The organism is Pseudomonas sp. OE 28.3, assembly GCF_014268205.2.
Lineage (GTDB): Bacteria > Pseudomonadota > Gammaproteobacteria > Pseudomonadales > Pseudomonadaceae > Aquipseudomonas > Aquipseudomonas edaphica.
The window spans coordinates 1114662-1131680 of record NZ_CP077082.1; the positions used below are offsets into that span (position 1 = coordinate 1114662).

Annotated in this window: 18 protein-coding genes and 1 pseudogene; 12 read left to right on the plus strand and 7 right to left on the minus strand. The window is 60.4% G+C overall.

Translation table 11 applies throughout. The features are described 5' to 3' along the window. Positions 1–149: 149 nt before the first annotated feature. The 3 genes from HU759_RS04865 to HU759_RS04875 all read right to left on the minus strand — a co-directional run bounded on the left by HU759_RS04865 (position 150) and on the right by HU759_RS04875 (position 3537). Positions 150–1049, minus strand: a complete 900-nt coding sequence (locus tag HU759_RS04865) for an acyltransferase (protein ID WP_170036198.1) — start codon at positions 1047–1049, stop codon at positions 150–152. Next, complete coding sequence (gene pta, locus HU759_RS04870; protein ID WP_056859109.1) at positions 1050–3149, minus strand: phosphate acetyltransferase; 2100 nt, start codon at positions 3147–3149, stop codon at positions 1050–1052. It lies immediately after the preceding gene. Between the two features lie 79 nt (positions 3150–3228). Then, positions 3229–3537: a DUF3565 domain-containing protein gene (locus tag HU759_RS04875; RefSeq protein ID WP_225933027.1), complete on the minus strand. Its 309-nt coding sequence runs from the start codon at positions 3535–3537 to the stop codon at positions 3229–3231. On the opposite strand from HU759_RS04875, the gene HU759_RS04880 reads away from it, so the two are divergent. Continuing rightward, positions 3518–4003: a peptidylprolyl isomerase gene (locus HU759_RS04880; protein ID WP_003188398.1), complete on the plus strand. Its 486-nt coding sequence runs from the start codon at positions 3518–3520 to the stop codon at positions 4001–4003. The two genes, HU759_RS04875 and HU759_RS04880, sit on opposite strands and share 20 nt — an antisense overlap. A 274-nt stretch (positions 4004–4277) precedes the next feature. On the opposite strand, the pseudogene rpsT (HU759_RS04885) reads toward HU759_RS04880, so the two are convergent. Both rpsT (HU759_RS04885) and rpsT (HU759_RS04890) read right to left on the minus strand, forming a co-directional pair. Beyond that, positions 4278–4397, minus strand: a pseudogene (gene rpsT / locus HU759_RS04885) (30S ribosomal protein S20); the annotation flags it as partial. A gap of 203 nt (positions 4398–4600) precedes the next feature. After that, positions 4601–4879, minus strand: a complete 279-nt coding sequence (gene rpsT / locus HU759_RS04890) for a 30S ribosomal protein S20 (protein ID WP_003171647.1) — start codon at positions 4877–4879, stop codon at positions 4601–4603. A gap of 253 nt (positions 4880–5132) precedes the next feature. On the opposite strand from rpsT (HU759_RS04890), the gene murJ reads away from it, so the two are divergent. The 6 genes from murJ (at position 5133) to ispH (ending at position 12656) form a co-directional block, all read left to right on the plus strand. Then, positions 5133–6671 (plus strand): murein biosynthesis integral membrane protein MurJ, encoded by a 1539-nt coding sequence (gene murJ / locus HU759_RS04895; protein ID WP_056859107.1) that lies wholly within the window; start codon positions 5133–5135, stop codon positions 6669–6671. A gap of 119 nt (positions 6672–6790) precedes the next feature. Continuing rightward, positions 6791–7729: a bifunctional riboflavin kinase/FAD synthetase gene (ribF, locus tag HU759_RS04900; protein ID WP_016971190.1), complete on the plus strand. Its 939-nt coding sequence runs from the start codon at positions 6791–6793 to the stop codon at positions 7727–7729. 14 nt (positions 7730–7743) lie between these two features. Continuing rightward, positions 7744–10575 carry an isoleucine--tRNA ligase gene (gene ileS, locus HU759_RS04905; protein ID WP_170036202.1) on the plus strand — a complete coding sequence of 944 codons (2832 nt, stop codon included), beginning with the start codon at positions 7744–7746 and terminating at the stop codon, positions 10573–10575. Then, entirely contained in the window at positions 10568–11080 is a 513-nt protein-coding gene (lspA, locus tag HU759_RS04910) for a signal peptidase II (protein ID WP_017137607.1), read from the plus strand. Before ileS ends, lspA begins: the two co-directional genes overlap by 8 nt. Positions 11081–11087: 7 nt before the next feature. Beyond that, positions 11088–11525 carry an FKBP-type peptidyl-prolyl cis-trans isomerase gene (gene fkpB / locus HU759_RS04915; RefSeq protein WP_010213263.1) on the plus strand — a complete coding sequence of 146 codons (438 nt, stop codon included), beginning with the start codon at positions 11088–11090 and terminating at the stop codon, positions 11523–11525. Between the two features lie 183 nt (positions 11526–11708). Continuing rightward, positions 11709–12656, plus strand: a complete 948-nt coding sequence (gene ispH / locus HU759_RS04920; RefSeq protein ID WP_017137605.1) for a 4-hydroxy-3-methylbut-2-enyl diphosphate reductase — start codon at positions 11709–11711, stop codon at positions 12654–12656. Here the strand turns inward: ispH and HU759_RS04925 are convergent. Next, positions 12610–13185 carry a GspH/FimT family protein gene (locus HU759_RS04925; protein ID WP_186618174.1) on the minus strand — a complete coding sequence of 192 codons (576 nt, stop codon included), beginning with the start codon at positions 13183–13185 and terminating at the stop codon, positions 12610–12612. The genes ispH and HU759_RS04925 overlap by 47 nt on opposite strands. 203 nt (positions 13186–13388) lie before the next feature. Here HU759_RS04925 and pilV point away from each other — a divergent pair, with 203 nt between their 5' ends. The 5 genes from pilV to thiO all read left to right on the plus strand — a co-directional run bounded on the left by pilV (position 13389) and on the right by thiO (position 16697). Next, on the plus strand, positions 13389–13874 hold the full coding sequence (gene pilV / locus HU759_RS04930) for a type IV pilus modification protein PilV (RefSeq protein ID WP_170036204.1): 486 nt from the start codon (positions 13389–13391) through the stop codon (positions 13872–13874). Beyond that, entirely contained in the window at positions 13871–14578 is a 708-nt protein-coding gene (locus tag HU759_RS04935) for a prepilin-type N-terminal cleavage/methylation domain-containing protein (protein WP_170036206.1), read from the plus strand. The genes pilV and HU759_RS04935 overlap by 4 nt, the downstream gene beginning before the upstream one ends. A gap of 6 nt (positions 14579–14584) precedes the next feature. Continuing rightward, positions 14585–15109: a PilX N-terminal domain-containing pilus assembly protein gene (locus HU759_RS04940; protein WP_170036208.1), complete on the plus strand. Its 525-nt coding sequence runs from the start codon at positions 14585–14587 to the stop codon at positions 15107–15109. Between the two features lie 14 nt (positions 15110–15123). After that, positions 15124–15525, plus strand: a complete 402-nt coding sequence (locus tag HU759_RS04945) for a type IV pilin protein (protein WP_017137600.1) — start codon at positions 15124–15126, stop codon at positions 15523–15525. A 62-nt stretch (positions 15526–15587) separates the two neighbouring features. Continuing rightward, positions 15588–16697: a glycine oxidase ThiO gene (gene thiO / locus HU759_RS04950; protein WP_169986840.1), complete on the plus strand. Its 1110-nt coding sequence runs from the start codon at positions 15588–15590 to the stop codon at positions 16695–16697. On the opposite strand, the gene HU759_RS04955 is transcribed toward thiO, so the two are convergent. Beyond that, positions 16684–16917, minus strand: coding sequence for a PP0621 family protein (locus HU759_RS04955; protein ID WP_170036212.1), 234 nt, complete (start codon positions 16915–16917; stop codon positions 16684–16686). The genes thiO and HU759_RS04955 overlap by 14 nt on opposite strands. Positions 16918–17019: the final 102 nt, after the last annotated feature.

The following is a 17019-nucleotide window of genomic DNA, read 5'->3' on the forward strand; positions in this document are numbered from 1 at the left end:
GGCGGGCTTTTTACTTTCTCAAGGTCTGGCGCGGTCACTGTGGGAGCTGGCTTGCCTGCGATAGCGGTGGGTCAGCAACATACCCATCAACTGACAGTCAGCTATCGCAGGCAAGCCAGCTCCCACGTTAGATTGCATTCACAGGTCGGTCAGTGGCGGCCTGGGTATTCCGTGTGAAGCTTATCCAGCAGCGCATCCTTGTCTTCCCACAACCGGTTGATCCACCCCTGGAACGCCAACCGATACTCCCCATCCTGCTCATAATTCTTGCCGATAAATCCGGCTGGAATCTGCACTTCCTCAAAGTGCACCACCACGTCTTTCACATTCCCGCACAACAAATCCCAATACCCTGGACGCCCGGCCGGGTAGTGGATGGTCACGTTCACCAATGACTTGAGCTGCTCGCCCATGGCATCCAGCACAAACGCAATGCCACCGGCCTTGGGCTTGAGCAGGTAACGGAACGGCGATTTCTGCTGTGCGTGCTTGCCCGGCGTAAACCGCGTGCCTTCGGCAAAGTTGAAAATACCCACCGGGTTGTCGCGAAACTTCGCGCAGGTCTTGCGCGTGGTTTCCAGGTCTTTGCCTTTCTTCTCCGGGTGCTTCTCCAAGTAAGCTTTGGTGTAGCGCTTCATAAACGGGAAGCCCAGCGCCCACCATGCCAGGCCAATCACCGGCACCCAGATCAGTTCCTGCTTGAGGAAAAACTTCAGCGGCCGAATCCGGCGATTGAGCACGTATTGCAGCACCATGATGTCGACCCAGCTCTGGTGGTTACTGGTCACCAGATACGAGTGCTGGTAGTCCAGGCCTTCAAGGCCAGTCAGGTGCCAGCGTGTGCGTCGCACCAGGTTCATCCAGCCCTTGTTGTTGGTCACCCAGGCTTCGTGGGTGTGGTTCATCAGCCATTCGCTGAAACGTTTGGCAAATGGCAGCGCCTTGAACAGCGCGACAACAAACAGGAACGAACACAGCAGGATCGTGTTCAGCGCCAACAACAAGGACGCGATTACCCCGCGTACGGCGGCAGGTAGAAAATCCAGCATTTAGATATCCATAGGTCGGTTGGCGGCTTGAATCGCCGTCAGGGCGATGGTGTACACGATGTCGTCCACTTGCGCACCGCGCGGCAGGTCGTTCACCGGTTTGCGCAAGCCTTGCAGCATGGGGCCCAGGCTTACGCAGTCGGCGCTGCGCTGCACGGCCTTGTGCGTGGTGTTGCCGGTGTTCAGGTCCGGGAACACAAACACCGTGGCTTTACCGGCGACCTGGCTGTTGGGCGCCAACTGCCTTGCCACGGTTTCATTGGCCGCGGCATCGTATTGCAATGGGCCGTCGATCAGCAGCGAGCTTTGCTGTTCGTGGGCGAGCAAGGTGGCTTCGCGGACTTTCTCCACTTCTTCGCCGCTGGCCGAATCACCGCTGGAATAGCTGATCATCGCCACCCGTGGCGTAATGCCGAAGGCAGCGGCGGAGTCGGCACTTTGCAGGGCGATTTCCGCCAGTTCCACGGCGCTTGGGTGCGGGTTCATCACGCAGTCGCCGTACACCAGCACCTGCTCGGGGAACAGCATAAAGAACACCGACGACACCAAGGTGCAGCCCGGCGCCGTTTTAATCAGCTGCAGGGCAGGGCGGATGGTGTTGGCGGTGGAGTGAATAACCCCGGAAACCAGGCCGTCCACTTCATCCAGCGCGAGCATCATGGTGGCGATCACCACCGTATCTTCCAATTGTTGCTCGGCCATCGGCGCGTTGAGGCTCTTGCTCTTGCGCAGTGCGACCATTGGCTCGACATAGCGCTGGCGAATCAGGTCCGGGTCGAGAATCTCCAGGCCTTCGGGCAATTCGATGCCGTGGGCGCGGGCGACGGCTTCCACGTCGGCAGGTTTGGCCAGCAGCACGCAGCGTGCAATGCCGCGGGCCTGGCAGATGGCGGCGGCCTGCACGGTCAACGGCTCGCTGCCCTCGGGCAACACGATGCGTTTGTTGGCGGCCTGGGCGCGCTGGATCAACTGATAGCGGAACACCGCGGGCGACAGGCGCATTTCCCGTGGCGTGCCGCAGCGTTGGTGCAGCCAGCGTGCATCGAGGTGGCTGGCGACGAAATCGGTGATGATCTCCGCGCGCTCGCGGTCATCAATCGGGATTTCTTTGTTCAGGCTGTTGAGCTGGTTGGCCGTGTCGTAGGAACCGGTGCTCACGGAAAGGACTGGCAGCCCGGCCTGGAAGGCGCCACGGCACAGGTCCATGATGCGCGGGTCGGGCAGGGTGTCGCTGGTCAGCAACAGGCCGGCCAAGGGGACGCCGTTGATCGCGGCGAGGCTGACGGCCAGGATGATGTCGTCACGGTCGCCCGGCGTTACCACCAGCACGCCCGGCTTTAGCAGCTCCACGGTGTTACGCATGGTGCGCGCGCAAATGATGATCTTGGTCATGCGCCGGGTTTCGTAGTCGCCGGCGTTGAGGATCTGTGCGCCCATCAGGTCGGCCACGTCGCGGGTGCGCGGGGCGTTGAGTTCGGGCTGGTAGGGGATGCACCCGAGCAGGCGGAAATCGCCGCTACGCAACAGGGGCGAGTGCTCCTTGAGGCGCGCCGAGAAGGCTTCCATGCTTTCGTCGGTGCGCACCTTGTTGAGGATCACGCCCAGCACTTTCGGGTCTTTGGGGCCGCCGAACAGTTGGGCCTGCAATTCCACGCGGCCCGATAGCTCGGTGAGCACTTCGTTTTCCGGCGCCGACACCAGGATCACTTCCGCGTCGAGGCTCTTGGCCAGGTGCAGGTTGACCCGCGCCGCATAGCTGGCGCTGCGGGTCGGCACCATGCCTTCGACGATCAGCACGTCTTTGCCCACGGCGGCTTGCTGGTACAGGGTGATGATTTCTTCGAGCAGCTCGTCGAGCTGGCCGTCGCCGAGCATGCGTTCCACATGGGCCAGGCCCAAGGGTTGTGGTGGCTTAAGGCCGTGGGTGCGCGCCACCAGTTCGGTGGAGCGCTCGGGGCCGGTGTCACCCGGATGTGGCTGGGCAATCGGTTTGAAGAAGCCGACTTTCAGCCCGGCCCGCTCAAGGGTGCGCACCAGCCCAAGGCTGATGGAGGTCAGACCCACACCAAAATCGGTGGGCGCGATAAAAAAAGTCTGCATGCGAATTCTCTGGAGGTGCATGGCTTCGGTGGCGTTCTATGGCTGAGCGCCTACCGGGAATCAGGCACCAAGGTTATCGTTATTCAGGCGCTTGCGCACACCAGCCGCACGTAAAGGGTTGGCCTATTTTTTCAAGACGTTGCGCGGTATCGAGTACCCAGGCGCGCGACTGCCATGGCGGCTGGTGGCGCAGGTGCTGGGTGTGGCCGCAAGACAGCTCGGCCACCCAATGGTTGTCCTCATCCTGATGGAAACCGATGATGAAGGATGCCGTTGATCGGTTCCGTCTGTCCGGGTTCTGTTCGCTTTCGGGCAAATCCTTGTTTAGACTTGTCCGTTCTTCATTCTTATGCAAAAGGTCTCGCCCCATGACGATCGCCGCTAACAAGGCTGTCTCCATCGACTATACCCTGACCAACGACGCTGGTGAGGTCATCGACAGCTCCGCCGGCGGCGCGCCGCTGGTCTACCTGCAAGGTGCAGGTAACATCATCCCGGGCCTGGAGAAGGCTCTGGAAGGCAAGAACGTCGGTGACGAACTGACTGTCGCCGTAGAACCTGAAGATGCTTACGGCGAATACTCCGCCGAACTGGTCAGCACCCTGAGCCGCAGCATGTTCGAAGGCGTTGATGAGCTGGAAGTGGGCATGCAGTTCCACGCATCCGCTCCGGACGGCCAGATGCAGATCGTCACCATCCGCGATCTGGACGGCGACGACGTGACTGTCGACGGCAACCACCCTCTGGCTGGTCAGCGCCTGAACTTCCAAGTGAAGATCGTTGCTATCCGCGACGCCTCCCAGGAAGAAGTGGCCCACGGCCACGTCCACGGTGAAGGCGGTCATCACCATTGATTGTGGTTTGATCAATAGGTAGCAAAAACGCCCCGACTGGTTCGGGGCGTTTTTTTTGCGCCCGAAAATACACTGCAGTTCAAGTGTGGGAGCGGGCTTGCCCGCGATGAGGGCGTGTCAGCCGCCTTATACATCACTGACCCACCGCAATCGCGGGCAAGCCCGCTCCCACATTTTTGATCTTATCGCGCACAAACAAAAATGCCCCGGACCTTTCGGTTCGGGGCATTTCTTAACTGTTACGCAACCTGAGTTACGTGGCAGTTGTTACCACTTAGGCTGCTGCAGCGACGTTCAGAGCCTTGATGTGGCCATTCAGGCGGCTCTTATGACGAGCGGCTTTGTTCTTGTGGATGATGCCTTTATCGGCCATACGGTCGATAACAGGCACAGCCATGTGGGAGCGGGCTTGCCCGCGATGGGGGCGTGTCAGCTGGCCTGTTCACCACGGACCCACCGCAATCGCGGGCAAGCCCGCTCCCACATTTTGATCCGTGCGCCCAAGTTATTGAGCACAAACAAAAATGCCCCGGACCTTTCGGTTCGGGGCATTTCTTAACTGTTACGCAACCTGAGTTACGTGGCAGTTGTTACCACTTAGGCTGCTGCAGCGACGTTCAGAGCCTTGATGTGGCCATTCAGGCGGCTCTTATGACGAGCGGCTTTGTTCTTGTGGATGATGCCTTTATCGGCCATACGGTCGATAACAGGCACAGCCAGAACGTAAGCAGCTTGAGCTTTTTCAGCGTCTTTGGTGTCGATGGCTTTAACTACATTCTTGATGTAGGTACGAACCATGGAACGCAGGCTGGCGTTGTGGCTGCGACGCTTCTCAGCCTGTTTTGCACGTTTTTTGGCGGAAGGTGTGTTGGCCACCGTCGAGCTCCTCGAAAGACTTTTTAGGAAATAGCAAACAAAATAGGCCGCGAATCATGCCGATGACTTGATGGGTTGTCAAGGGCGGCTGATGCGAACTGCTGAGTGGTCGATCTGAAGAGGCGGGTGATTTATTTCCGGCGCTTGACCTGTAAACTCGCGAGCTTTGGCTCTGTGCTGTTGCAGGCGCGCAGTATCGCATAAGTGGGCGCTTTGTTCGCCTGCTCTTTATCTAAAGGCGCAAACTCTTTCAATGAATCTGCTCAAATCGTTGGCTGCCGTCAGCTCTATCACGATGATCTCCCGGGTTTTAGGGTTTGTGCGTGACACCCTGCTGGCGCGCATTTTCGGCGCCAGCATGGCCACGGATGCGTTCTTTATTGCCTTTAAACTGCCCAACCTGTTGCGGCGGATCTTCGCCGAGGGCGCATTCTCCCAGGCTTTCGTGCCGATCCTGGCCGAATACAAAACCCAGCAGGGTGAAGAGGCGACCCGTACCTTTATTGCCTATGTCTCGGGCTTGCTGACCCTGGTACTGATGCTGGTAACCCTCGTCGGCATGCTTGCCGCGCCCTGGGTGATCTGGGCCACGGCCCCCGGTTTTGCCAATACCCCGGAAAAATTCGCGCTGACCACTGACCTGTTGCGGGTGACCTTTCCTTATATATTGCTGATTTCGCTGTCTTCCCTGGCCGGGGCGATCCTCAATACCTGGAACCGTTTCTCGGTACCGGCCTTCGTGCCGACATTGCTGAACGTCAGCATGATTATTTTCGCGCTGTTCCTGACGCCGTACTTCGACCCGCCGGTTATGGCCCTGGGCTGGGCGGTGCTGGCCGGCGGCCTGGCGCAGCTGCTGTACCAACTGCCGCACCTGAAAAAAATCGGCATGCTGGTGCTGCCGCGCCTGAACCTCAAGGACACCGGCGTATGGCGCGTGATGCGCAATATGCTGCCGGCGATCCTGGGCGTGTCGGTGAGCCAGATTTCCCTGATCATCAACACTGCGTTCGCATCCTTGCTGGTGTCCGGTTCGGTCTCCTGGATGTACTACGCCGATCGCTTGATGGAGTTGCCGTCCGGCGTACTGGGTGTAGCCTTGGGCACAATCTTGCTGCCGACGCTGTCGCGCACCTATGCCAGCAAGGACCGCCAGGAGTACTCGCGCATCCTCGACTGGGGCCTGCGCCTGTGCTTTATGCTGGTGTTGCCGTGTTCCCTGGCCCTGGGCATTCTGGCTGAGCCGTTGACCGTGTCGCTGTTCCAATACGGCCAGTTCAGCGCGTTTGACGCGTCAATGACCCAGCGCGCACTGGTCGCCTACTCCGTCGGTCTGCTCGGCATTATCGTGATCAAAGTGCTGGCGCCGGGCTTCTACGCCCAGCAAAACATCCGCACGCCGGTCAAGATCGCAATCTTCACACTGATCGTCACGCAACTGCTCAACCTGGTGTTTATCGGCCCGTTGGCCCATGCCGGCCTGGCCCTGGCCATCAGCGCGGGTGCCTGCATCAACGCGGGCCTGCTGTTTTATCAACTGCGCAAGCAGCAGATGTATCAGCCGCAGCCGGGCTGGGGCCTGTTTGCCCTCAAGCTGCTGGTGGCTGTGGCGATGATGTCGGCGGTGTTGTTGGGCCTGATGCACTTCATGCCCGCCTGGGATCAAGGCCATATGCTTGAACGCTTCATGCGCCTGGGTGTTCTGGTCGTGGCAGGTGTGGTGGTGTACTTCGGGATGTTGCTGTTGCAAGGCTTCCGTCTGCGTGATTTCAATCGAAAGTCGCTTGGCTAGAGACTTTGCCGTGATAAAACGGTTGTTTTATCGATTCGATCCATTTGGCCTGCGCTGTTGCCTGTCGTCCGGGGCCGGGTGTGGTTATAATCGACCACTTTATGAGCAAGAAGCGCGTTATGCAGCTGGTTCGAGGTCTCCACAACCTGCGCCCCGAGCATCGGGGCTGCGTCGCCACTATTGGCAACTTTGACGGTGTTCACCGTGGCCACCAGGCTATCCTGGGCCGGCTGCGTGAACGTGCGGTCGAGTTGGGCGTGCCCAGCTGCGTGGTGATTTTTGAGCCACAGCCGCGGGAATACTTTACCCCCGAGACGGCTCCGGCGCGCTTGGCCCGCCTGCGCGACAAGCTGCAACTGCTGGCTGAAGAGGGCGTGGACCGTGTGCTGTGCCTGGCCTTCAATCAGCGTTTGCAAAGCCTCAGCGCCGCCGAGTTCGTTGACCGTATCCTGGTAGATGGCCTGGGCGTGCAGCACCTGGAGGTCGGCGACGACTTCCGTTTCGGCTGCGACCGCGTCGGCGATTTCGACTTCCTGCAACACGCTGGTGTGAATCAAGGTTTCACCGTCGAAGCCGCGCAAACCGTCGAACTGGACGGCCTGCGCGTGAGCAGTACCCAGGTGCGTAACGCACTGGCGGCTGCCGACTTCGCCTTGGCCGAGCGTTTGCTCGGTCGCCCCTTCCGCATTGCCGGGCGGGTATTGCACGGTCAGAAGCTGGCGCGCCAACTGGGCACGCCAACCGCCAACGTGCAGCTCAAGCGTCGTCGTGTGCCACTCACCGGGGTTTACCTGGTGAGTGTCGACATCGACGGCCAATCGTGGCCGGGAGTCGCCAACATAGGCGTCAGGCCCACGGTTGCAGGTGATGGCAAGGCCCACCTGGAAGTTCACCTTTTGGATTTTGCCGGTGATTTGTATGACCGGCGTTTAACGGTGGTTTTCCACCAGAAGCTGCGTGAAGAGCAGCGTTTCGCCTCCCTTGAGGCGTTGAAAACGGCGATCAATGCGGATGTCGCCGCCGCCCGTGCACTAGCCGCACCTAGCGCCCATCGCTAACCGAAGAGCCTTAAATGACCGACTATAAAGCCACGCTAAACCTTCCGGACACCGCCTTCCCAATGAAGGCCGGCCTGCCACAGCGCGAACCGCAGATCCTGCAGCGCTGGGACAGTATTGGCCTGTACGGAAAGTTGCGCGAAATTGGCAAGGATCGTCCGAAGTTCGTCCTGCACGACGGCCCTCCTTATGCCAACGGCACGATTCACATCGGTCATGCGCTGAACAAAATTCTCAAGGACATGATCCTGCGTTCGAAAACCCTGTCGGGCTTCGACGCGCCTTATGTTCCGGGCTGGGACTGCCACGGCCTGCCGATCGAACACAAAGTCGAAGTGACCTACGGCAAGAACCTGGGCGCGGATAAAACCCGCGAACTGTGCCGTGCCTACGCCACCGAGCAGATCGAAGGGCAGAAGTCCGAATTCATCCGCCTGGGCGTGCTGGGCGAGTGGGACAACCCGTACAAGACCATGAACTTCAAGAACGAGGCCGGTGAAATCCGTGCCTTGGCTGAAATCGTCAAAGGCGGTTTCGTGTTCAAGGGCCTCAAGCCCGTGAACTGGTGCTTCGACTGCGGTTCGGCCCTGGCTGAAGCGGAAGTCGAGTACGAAGACAAGAAGTCCTCGACCATCGACGTGGCCTTCCCGATCGCCGACGACGACAAGCTGGCTCAAGCCTTTGGCCTGTCCAGCCTGCCAAAGCCTGCAGCCATCGTGATCTGGACCACCACCCCGTGGACCATCCCGGCCAACCAGGCGCTGAACGTGCACCCGGAATTCACCTACGCCCTGGTGGACGTCGGTGATCGCCTGCTGGTGCTGGCTGAAGAAATGGTCGAGGCCTGCCTGGCGCGCTACGAGCTGCAAGGTTCGGTCATCGCCACCACCACCGGCACTGCGCTGGAGCTGATCAATTTCCGTCACCCGTTCTATGACCGTCTGTCGCCGGTGTACCTGGCTGACTACGTGGAGCTGGGTTCGGGTACTGGTGTGGTTCACTCCGCGCCGGCCTACGGCGTTGATGACTTTGTGACCTGCAAAGCCTACGGCATGGTCAACGATGACATCCTCAACCCGGTGCAGAGCAATGGCGTGTACGCGCCGTCGCTGGAGTTCTTTGGCGGCCAGTTCATCTTCAAGGCCAACGAACCGATCATCGACAAACTGCGTGAAGTCGGTTCGCTGCTGCACACCGAAACCATCAAGCACAGCTACATGCACTGCTGGCGTCACAAGACCCCGCTGATCTACCGCGCTACCGCGCAGTGGTTTATCGGCATGGACAAAGAGCCGACCAGCGGCGACACCCTGCGTGTGCGCTCGCTCAAAGCGATCGAAGAGACCAAGTTTGTCCCGGCCTGGGGCCAGGCGCGCCTGCACTCGATGATCGCCAACCGCCCGGACTGGTGCATCTCCCGCCAGCGCAACTGGGGCGTGCCGATTCCGTTCTTCCTGAACAAGGAAAGCGGCGAGCTGCACCCACGTACCGTTGAACTGATGGAAGCAGTGGCGCTGCGCGTTGAGCAGGAAGGCATCGAAGCCTGGTTCAAGCTGGACGCCGCCGAACTGCTGGGCGACGAAGCGCCGCTGTACGACAAGATCAGCGACACCCTCGACGTGTGGTTCGACTCGGGTACCACCCACTGGCACGTGCTGCGCGGTTCGCACCCGATGGGTCACGCCACCGGCCCGCGTGCCGACCTGTACCTGGAAGGCTCGGACCAACACCGTGGCTGGTTCCACTCGTCGTTGCTGACCGGCTGCGCCATCGACAACCACGCGCCGTACCGCGAACTGCTGACCCACGGCTTCACCGTCGACGAGACGGGCCGCAAGATGTCCAAGTCGCTGAAAAACGTGATCGAGCCGAAAAAGATCAACGACACCTTGGGCGCCGACATCATGCGTCTGTGGGTAGCGTCGACCGATTACTCGGGCGAAATCGCCGTGTCGGACCAGATCCTGGCCCGTAGCGCCGATGCCTACCGCCGTATCCGTAATACCGCACGCTTCCTGCTGTCGAACCTGACCGGTTTCAACCCGGCCACCGACATCCTGCCGGCCGAGGACATGCTCGCTCTGGACCGTTGGGCCGTGGACCGTACCCTGTTGCTGCAGCGCGAGTTGCAGGAACACTACGGCGAATACCGCTTCTGGAACGTGTACTCCAAGATCCACAACTTCTGCGTGCAGGAGCTGGGTGGTTTCTACCTCGATATCATCAAGGACCGCCAGTACACCACCGGCGCCAACAGCAAGGCGCGCCGCTCGGCGCAGACCGCGCTGTACCACATCTCTGAAGCGCTGGTGCGCTGGATCGCACCGATCCTGGCCTTCACCGCCGACGAACTGTGGGAATACCTGCCGGGCGAGCGTAACGAATCGGTGATGCTCAACACCTGGTACGAAGGCCTGACCGAATTGCCGGCCAACTTCGAACTGGGCCGCGAGTACTGGGAAGGCGTGATGGCCGTCAAGGTTGCGGTGAACAAGGAGCTGGAAGTTCAGCGCGCGGCCAAGGCCGTCGGTGGCAACCTGCAAGCCGAAGTCACCCTGTTTGCCGAGGAAGGCCTGAGCGCCGACCTGGCCAAGCTGAGCAACGAACTGCGCTTCGTACTGATCACCTCGACCGCGAGCCTGGCACCGTTTGCCCAGGCACCTGCGGACGCAGTGGCCACCGAAGTGCCGGGCCTCAAGCTCAAAGTGGTCAAGTCGGCCTTTCCTAAGTGCGCCCGTTGCTGGCACTGCCGTGAAGACGTCGGCGTGAACCCGGAGCATCCGGAAATCTGCGGTCGTTGCGTCGACAACATCAGCGGTGCTGGCGAGGTTCGCCACTATGCCTAATGCTTCCAGTCGTTTCGGACGTCTGGGTTTGCTCGTGCTGAGCGTGCTGGTCCTGGTCATTGACCAGGTCAGCAAGGCTCATTTCGAAGGCTCCCTGCAGATGTTCCAGCAGATTGTGGTCATTCCTGACTACTTCAGCTGGACCCTGGCCTACAACACCGGTGCTGCCTTCAGCTTCCTGGCGGACAGCGGCGGCTGGCAGCGCTGGCTGTTTGCCTTGATCGCGGTGGTTGTCAGCGCTGTGCTGGTGGTCTGGCTCAAGCGTCTGGGCCGTGATGATACTTGGCTCGCCATTGCCCTGGCCTTGGTGCTGGGCGGCGCGCTGGGCAACCTGTACGACCGCATTGCCCTGGGCCATGTGATCGACTTTATTCTGGTGCATTGGCAGAACCGCTGGTACTTCCCTGCGTTCAACTTTGCCGACAGCGCCATCACCGTCGGTGCAATCATGCTGGCGTTGGACATGTTCAAAAGCAAGAAAACCGGAGAGACCGTCAATGACTGATCAGGTATTGGCTGAGCAACGCATCGGCCAGAACACGGAAGTCACTTTGCATTTCGCACTGCGCCTGGAGAATGGCGACACGGTCGACAGCACGTTCGACAAAGCCCCGGCGACCTTCAAAGTCGGTGATGGCAACCTGCTGCCGGGTTTTGAAGCGGCACTGTTCGGTTTCAAGGCCGGCGACAAGCGCACCTTGCAGATCCTGCCGGAAAACGCCTTTGGCCAGCCCAACCCGCAAAACGTGCAGATCATCCCGCGCTCGCAGTTCCAGGACATGGACCTGTCGGAAGGCCTGTTGGTGATCTTCAACGATGCGGCGAACACCGAGCTGCCCGGCGTGGTTAAAACCTTCGATGACGCGCAAGTGACCATCGACTTCAACCACCCGTTGGCCGGTAAAACCTTGACGTTTGACGTTGAAATCATCGACGTTAAAGCGCTCTGACTGACGAAACCGGCGCTTATGGGGCCGGCTTGTGTGGGAGCTGGCTTGCCTGCGATAGCATCACCTCGGTGTACCTGATACACCCGGTCGTTTGCATCGCGGGCAAGCCCGGTTCCCACAGGGGCTTACTCCTGTAGAGTTGAGTTGATCCAATTTCTTGCCCTGCAAGACACGAGGCACAGCATGCAAATCAAACTCGCCAACCCCCGTGGCTTCTGCGCCGGTGTGGACCGGGCGATCGAAATCGTCAATCGCGCCCTGGAAGTGTTCGGGCCGCCGATTTACGTGCGCCATGAAGTCGTCCACAACAAATTCGTGGTTGAAGACCTGCGCGCACGCGGGGCTATCTTTGTCGAAGAACTCGACCAGGTGCCGGACGACGTTATCGTCATCTTCAGCGCCCACGGCGTGTCCCAGGCAGTACGCACCGAAGCGGCGGGCCGTGGCCTCAAGGTGTTTGACGCCACCTGCCCGCTGGTGACCAAGGTGCATATCGAAGTCGCGCGCTATAGCCGCGACGGCCGTGAATGCATCCTGATCGGCCACGCCGGTCACCCGGAAGTCGAAGGCACCATGGGGCAGTACGACGCCAGTAATGGCGGCGCCATCTACTTGGTAGAAGACGAAAAAGACGTGGCCGAGTTGCAGGTTCAAAACCCTGATCGCCTGGCCTTCGTGACGCAAACCACCCTGTCGATGGACGACACCAGCCGTGTGATCGATGCCCTGCGCACGCGTTTCCCGGCAATTGGCGGCCCACGCAAGGATGACATCTGCTACGCCACGCAAAACCGCCAGGACGCCGTCAAGCAACTGGCCGACGAATGCGATGTGGTTCTGGTGGTCGGCAGCCCCAACAGCTCCAACTCCAACCGCTTGCGCGAACTGGCTGAACGCATGGCCACGCCGGCCTACCTGATCGATGGCGCTGAAGACATGCAGCGCAGTTGGTTCGACGGCGTTGAGCGTATTGGCATCACCGCAGGGGCTTCCGCTCCAGAAGTGCTGGTGCGCGGTGTGATTCAGCAACTGCAAGCCTGGGGCGCCACCGGCGCGGATGAATTGGCCGGTCGCGAAGAGAACATCACGTTCTCCATGCCCAAAGAGCTGCGGGTTCGTTCGCTGCTCTGAGTGCCACGGTGCCGGAGCCGCACAGCGCCTGCTCGGTGGCCTCACTGCGCAGGCTGATGCGCCCGCTGGGCGCCAGCACCACTTGATAGAGGCTCTGTACCGGGTCGGTGCCGCAGATGTGCACCGTACCGGCGCGGAAGCCACCTCCCGCAAACACCGGCTCACCCAGCCCGCTGAAGCGTACCTGGCTCTTGACTGGCCCATTGCCCGCCATCAGCACGCGCCCATTGCCCTGCCGTTCCAGCAGTATAGGGTTGTCGGTACCCGGCTCGCCGCGCCCGCTTGTATCCACGATGATTTGCCATCCTCGGCTCCAATCGTTCTCCAGCGCCTGAATGATCACTGCGCGATTGCGGGTGATTGCCTCAGTGCGCGCCAACCGCAGGCCTTCGGCAAGTGATTGTGCCGCGCTGCGTTGCTGCTGCGACGCAAGCAACCCCTTGAAGGCGGGCACTGCCACGGTCACCAGGATGCCGCCCAGTAACAGGCCGAACAGAAGTTCGATCAGGGTGAAACCGCGTTGTTGCATAGTCTGTCCCTCCATGGGCAAGGGTAAAAATGGGTTTGGAGACCTAGGTATAGCGCCCGGCGGCGGGGCTGAATGATGGCCTTTATGTCCAAAGTATTTCCCTTTGTTCCGATAGCAGCGCGAGCCAAAAACCGGCGCTAGTCTTGGGTCTCACAGCAGCATTGCGCTGCTTTTTTCAGCCTTCGACACGGATGACGACGGTAATGCTTGCCTGCCCGAACAGACTTTTTCCCTGCGTGCTGCCTCGACAGCAAACCGGCATGACCTTGATCGAAGTGCTGGTGGCGGTGCTGATTCTCGCCGTCGGGTTGCTGGGCGCCGCAGTGACCCAGCTCAATGCACTCAAGTACACCGACAGCTCAAGGATGACCAGCCAGGCCAGTTTCATTGCCTACGATATGCTCGACCGAATCCGCGCCAACTCAGGCGCCGACTATGCATGGGGGGTCGCGCAAACCGCCCCCGTCCTTAGCGCGACGGCCAGCGTGCGGGACCTGGACCTGCATGACTTCGAAGCCAATATCATCGGCTTCGCCGGCGAGGACGCCAAAGGCTCGGTGGTGATCAGCGGTGGCGAGGTAACCGTGAGCATCAGTTGGGATGATGCCCGTGGGGCGAATACGCCCGGGGCGCGGGAAACCTTCACCCTCACCAGCCGCATTACCAGCGACCCGCAGGTGCCTCAATGAGAAGCTTTGTCCGTGGCTTCAGCCTGGTGGAGTTGTTGCTCGCGCTGGCTGTCGGGTTGCTGCTGGTGCTGGGTGTCAGCCAGGTGACGATCAGCGCTCGCGCGACTCAAGCCAGCCAACAGGCCGCCATGCTGCTGCAGGATGACGCGCGGTTTGTGCTGGGCAAGATGATCCGGGATATCCGCCAGGCGGGCATGTTCGGCTGCCTGGCGACAGCCTCTATCGACAACGCACCGTCAGCCTTTGATCAACCTGTGGGTTGGCATTCTGCAGGCAGTTCCTGGTCGCTGACGCTGGTCACCGCCGATGTCGCAGGTGAGGGCGGCACGCCTGACTGGACGGTGCTCTCTGACTGCCTCGGCACGGCCCAGGCCTACGCGGGGAATTCACCGCCACCGATGCCAGGGCAGATCCGCTTTGCGCTGCGCCAACTCACCTACACCTATGAAACTGGGCAATTGAAGGTCAGTACGCCTGCGGCGCCGGCCAAGGCGGTGCTGTTGGATAACGTGCAGGCCTTCGACATCAGTTTCGGCGTGGCGGGCAAACCAGGTTCGCCTCAGGTAGCGCGCTATGACGCCAGCCCGGCGGATGAATCGCTGATCCGCAGCGTACGCCTGCGCATGACGCTGCAAGATCCGACCGGGCGTGTGAAAGATCAGGCCTACAGCGTCGTCGCAGCCCTGCGAAACCGGTTGGGGTAGGGCAGCATGTTCAATCATCAACGCTTTTATGCAGGGCAAGCCGGCATCGTTTTACTGATCAGCCTGGTGTTTCTGCTGGTGCTGTCACTGATCGGCCTGGCATCGATGCAAGGGGCGGTGTCCCAACAAAAGATTACCGGCAGCGTATGGCATCGAAACCAGTCATTCCAAAGCGCCGAAAGTGGCCTGCGGTTGGGTGAGTCGGTGATCCGGCGGGCAGGCGCGACACTGCCGGTGTGTCGGGCAATCAATTCCTGTGCGCCGCCGGTCGAGTCGTCGCAGGTGATAGAGGCTGGCACAAACCCCGTGTCAGCAGTTACTTGGGTTGCCCTGAAGGGCGGCCTGTATGGCGTGCAATCCCTGGGAGTGGGCGTGGGGATGGCGGGTTTGCCTGCCGAAACACCGGCCGCGTTGTACCGCGTGACGGCGGTTGGGAGCAGTGGCCAAGTGCGCACGGTGCTGGAGGCGGTCTATGCACAGGCAGAGGGCGGTCTGTGCATTCATCGGGTGCTATGGCGACAACTTCACTAGTAAGGAGCGTATCAATGGGCAAGGATTGCCAAGGTTTTACCCTGATCGAGTTACTGGGTGCGGTCGCGATCATCGCGTTTTTGGCCGGGATTGCTTACCCCGCGTATACCGGGCAGGTGAAAAAAGCCTACCGCGCGCAGATCGTTGCACTGTTGATTGAGCAGGCGCAGCACCTCGAACGTTTTTACACGCGCCACGGCACTTTTATTGATGCAAGCGGCGCCAGTGCCGGCAATGATCACTATAGAATCAGCACTGCATTGAGCCCCCAGTCATTCACACTGGTCGCCTCGCCTGCAGTCGGCGCCATCATGGCAAATGACCCATGCGGTGAGTTCAGCTTGTCCAGCACCGGCGTGCGCAGCAACCCGGGCGCGATACCTGAAATGTCGCGCCAGGCGTGTTGGGGGCAATGATGAGAGTACTGGATGAATGGGCGCCGGGTGCGCTTTTCCCTTTTTATCGGCTGGATCAAATGATGGCTAAGCAACAGCAAGTGGTGATTGTCGGTGGCGGTGTCATCGGCTTGTTGACCGCGTTTAACCTGGCCACGGAGGGGCAGGCCGTGGTGCTGCTGGAGCGGTCGGGGCTTGGGCAGGAGTCTTCCTGGGCGGGTGGCGGCATTGTTTCGCCGCTGTATCCATGGCGCTACAGCCCGGCGGTCACCGCACTGGCCCATTGGTCGCAGGATTTTTACCCGCAGTTGGCAGAGCGGCTGTTTGCGGCCACCGGGGTTGATCCAGAGGTTCACACCACAGGCCTTTACTGGTTGGACCTGGAAGATGAAGCCCAAGCGTTGGCTTGGGCTGCCCGAGAAGGTCGCCCGTTGAGCAAGGTAGATGTGTCGGCCGCCCATGATGCCGTGCCGGTGCTGGGCGGTGGATATTCCCAGGCGATCTACATGGCGAACGTGGCCAATGTGCGCAACCCGCGTCTGGTCAAATCCCTCAAGGCTGCGCTGTTGGCGTTGCCGGGCGTGACCCTTCATGAGCAGTGCGAAGTGGAGGGGTTTGTTATTGAAGATGGCAACGTCGTGGGTGTAAATACCGCTGCGGGGCCGATCCTGGGCGATCAGGTGGTGCTGGCTGCGGGCGCCTGGAGCGGCGAAATACTCGGCAAGCTGGGCCTGTCGCTGCCAGTGGAGCCGGTCAAAGGCCAAATGATTTTGTACAAATGTGCGTCGGATTTTTTGTCGAGCATGGTGCTGGCCAAAGGGCGTTATGCGATCCCGCGGCGTGACGGGCACATTCTGATCGGCAGCACGCTGGAGCATGAAGGGTTCGACAAGACCCCGACCGAGTCGGCCTTGGAAAGTCTCAAGGCGTCGGCGGTGGAGTTGATTCCCGCGCTGGCAGACGCGCAGGTCGTAGGTCACTGGGCCGGTTTGCGCCCCGGTTCACCGGAAGGTATCCCTTACATCGGTGAAGTGCCCGGTTTCAAAGGGCTTTGGCTCAACTGCGGGCATTATCGCAATGGGCTGGTGCTCGCGCCGGCATCCTGTCAACTGTTCGCTGACTTGCTGTTGGGGCGTCCCCCGATCATTGACCCGGCGCCGTATGCGCCCGCCGGTCGGATCAACGCTGAATAGACTTCGGCCCTTGTTCCAGGTGCGCCTGGGTGCAGTACCACTCCTGGCGTGAATTGAGTGCGCGATCCTGCGGCAGGTGCACGCCGCAGTGGGCGCAGCGCACCATCAGGGCCGCGCTCGGCTCGGCGGAGCGTTGCTGTTTAGCCGCCGGGCTTTTGAATTTGCGCCAGAACCATACCGCGGCAGCAATGACGGCAATCCAGAACAGTAGACGAAGCATGATGGGCAGTTTCTCGACAGGGAATGCGCCAGTTTAGCCAAGCGCGTGGCAAGCGCACAGCGCAATAACAAGACGCCCACAAAAAAGGAGCCTCGAGAGGCT

What these genes read in the sequence shown, in the direction of transcription:
- pilV (WP_170036204.1), top strand. Translation starts at nt 13,389, where the DNA reads ATGCTTGCCTGCCCGAACAGACTTTTTCCCTGCGTGCTGCCTCGACAG.
- murJ (WP_056859107.1), top strand. Translation starts at nt 5,133, where the DNA reads ATGAATCTGCTCAAATCGTTGGCTGCCGTCAGCTCTATCACGATGATC.
- lspA (WP_017137607.1), top strand. Translation starts at nt 10,568, where the DNA reads ATGCCTAATGCTTCCAGTCGTTTCGGACGTCTGGGTTTGCTCGTGCTG.
- pta (WP_056859109.1), bottom strand. Translation starts at nt 3,149, where the DNA reads ATGCAGACTTTTTTTATCGCGCCCACCGATTTTGGTGTGGGTCTGACC.
- ispH (WP_017137605.1), top strand. Translation starts at nt 11,709, where the DNA reads ATGCAAATCAAACTCGCCAACCCCCGTGGCTTCTGCGCCGGTGTGGAC.
- HU759_RS04935 (WP_170036206.1), top strand. Translation starts at nt 13,871, where the DNA reads ATGAGAAGCTTTGTCCGTGGCTTCAGCCTGGTGGAGTTGTTGCTCGCG.
- HU759_RS04865 (WP_170036198.1), bottom strand. Translation starts at nt 1,049, where the DNA reads ATGCTGGATTTTCTACCTGCCGCCGTACGCGGGGTAATCGCGTCCTTG.
- ribF (WP_016971190.1), top strand. Translation starts at nt 6,791, where the DNA reads ATGCAGCTGGTTCGAGGTCTCCACAACCTGCGCCCCGAGCATCGGGGC.
- HU759_RS04880 (WP_003188398.1), top strand. Translation starts at nt 3,518, where the DNA reads ATGACGATCGCCGCTAACAAGGCTGTCTCCATCGACTATACCCTGACC.
- thiO (WP_169986840.1), top strand. Translation starts at nt 15,588, where the DNA reads ATGGCTAAGCAACAGCAAGTGGTGATTGTCGGTGGCGGTGTCATCGGC.
- HU759_RS04945 (WP_017137600.1), top strand. Translation starts at nt 15,124, where the DNA reads ATGGGCAAGGATTGCCAAGGTTTTACCCTGATCGAGTTACTGGGTGCG.
- ileS (WP_170036202.1), top strand. Translation starts at nt 7,744, where the DNA reads ATGACCGACTATAAAGCCACGCTAAACCTTCCGGACACCGCCTTCCCA.
- HU759_RS04940 (WP_170036208.1), top strand. Translation starts at nt 14,585, where the DNA reads ATGTTCAATCATCAACGCTTTTATGCAGGGCAAGCCGGCATCGTTTTA.
- HU759_RS04955 (WP_170036212.1), bottom strand. Translation starts at nt 16,917, where the DNA reads ATGCTTCGTCTACTGTTCTGGATTGCCGTCATTGCTGCCGCGGTATGG.
- HU759_RS04925 (WP_186618174.1), bottom strand. Translation starts at nt 13,185, where the DNA reads ATGCAACAACGCGGTTTCACCCTGATCGAACTTCTGTTCGGCCTGTTA.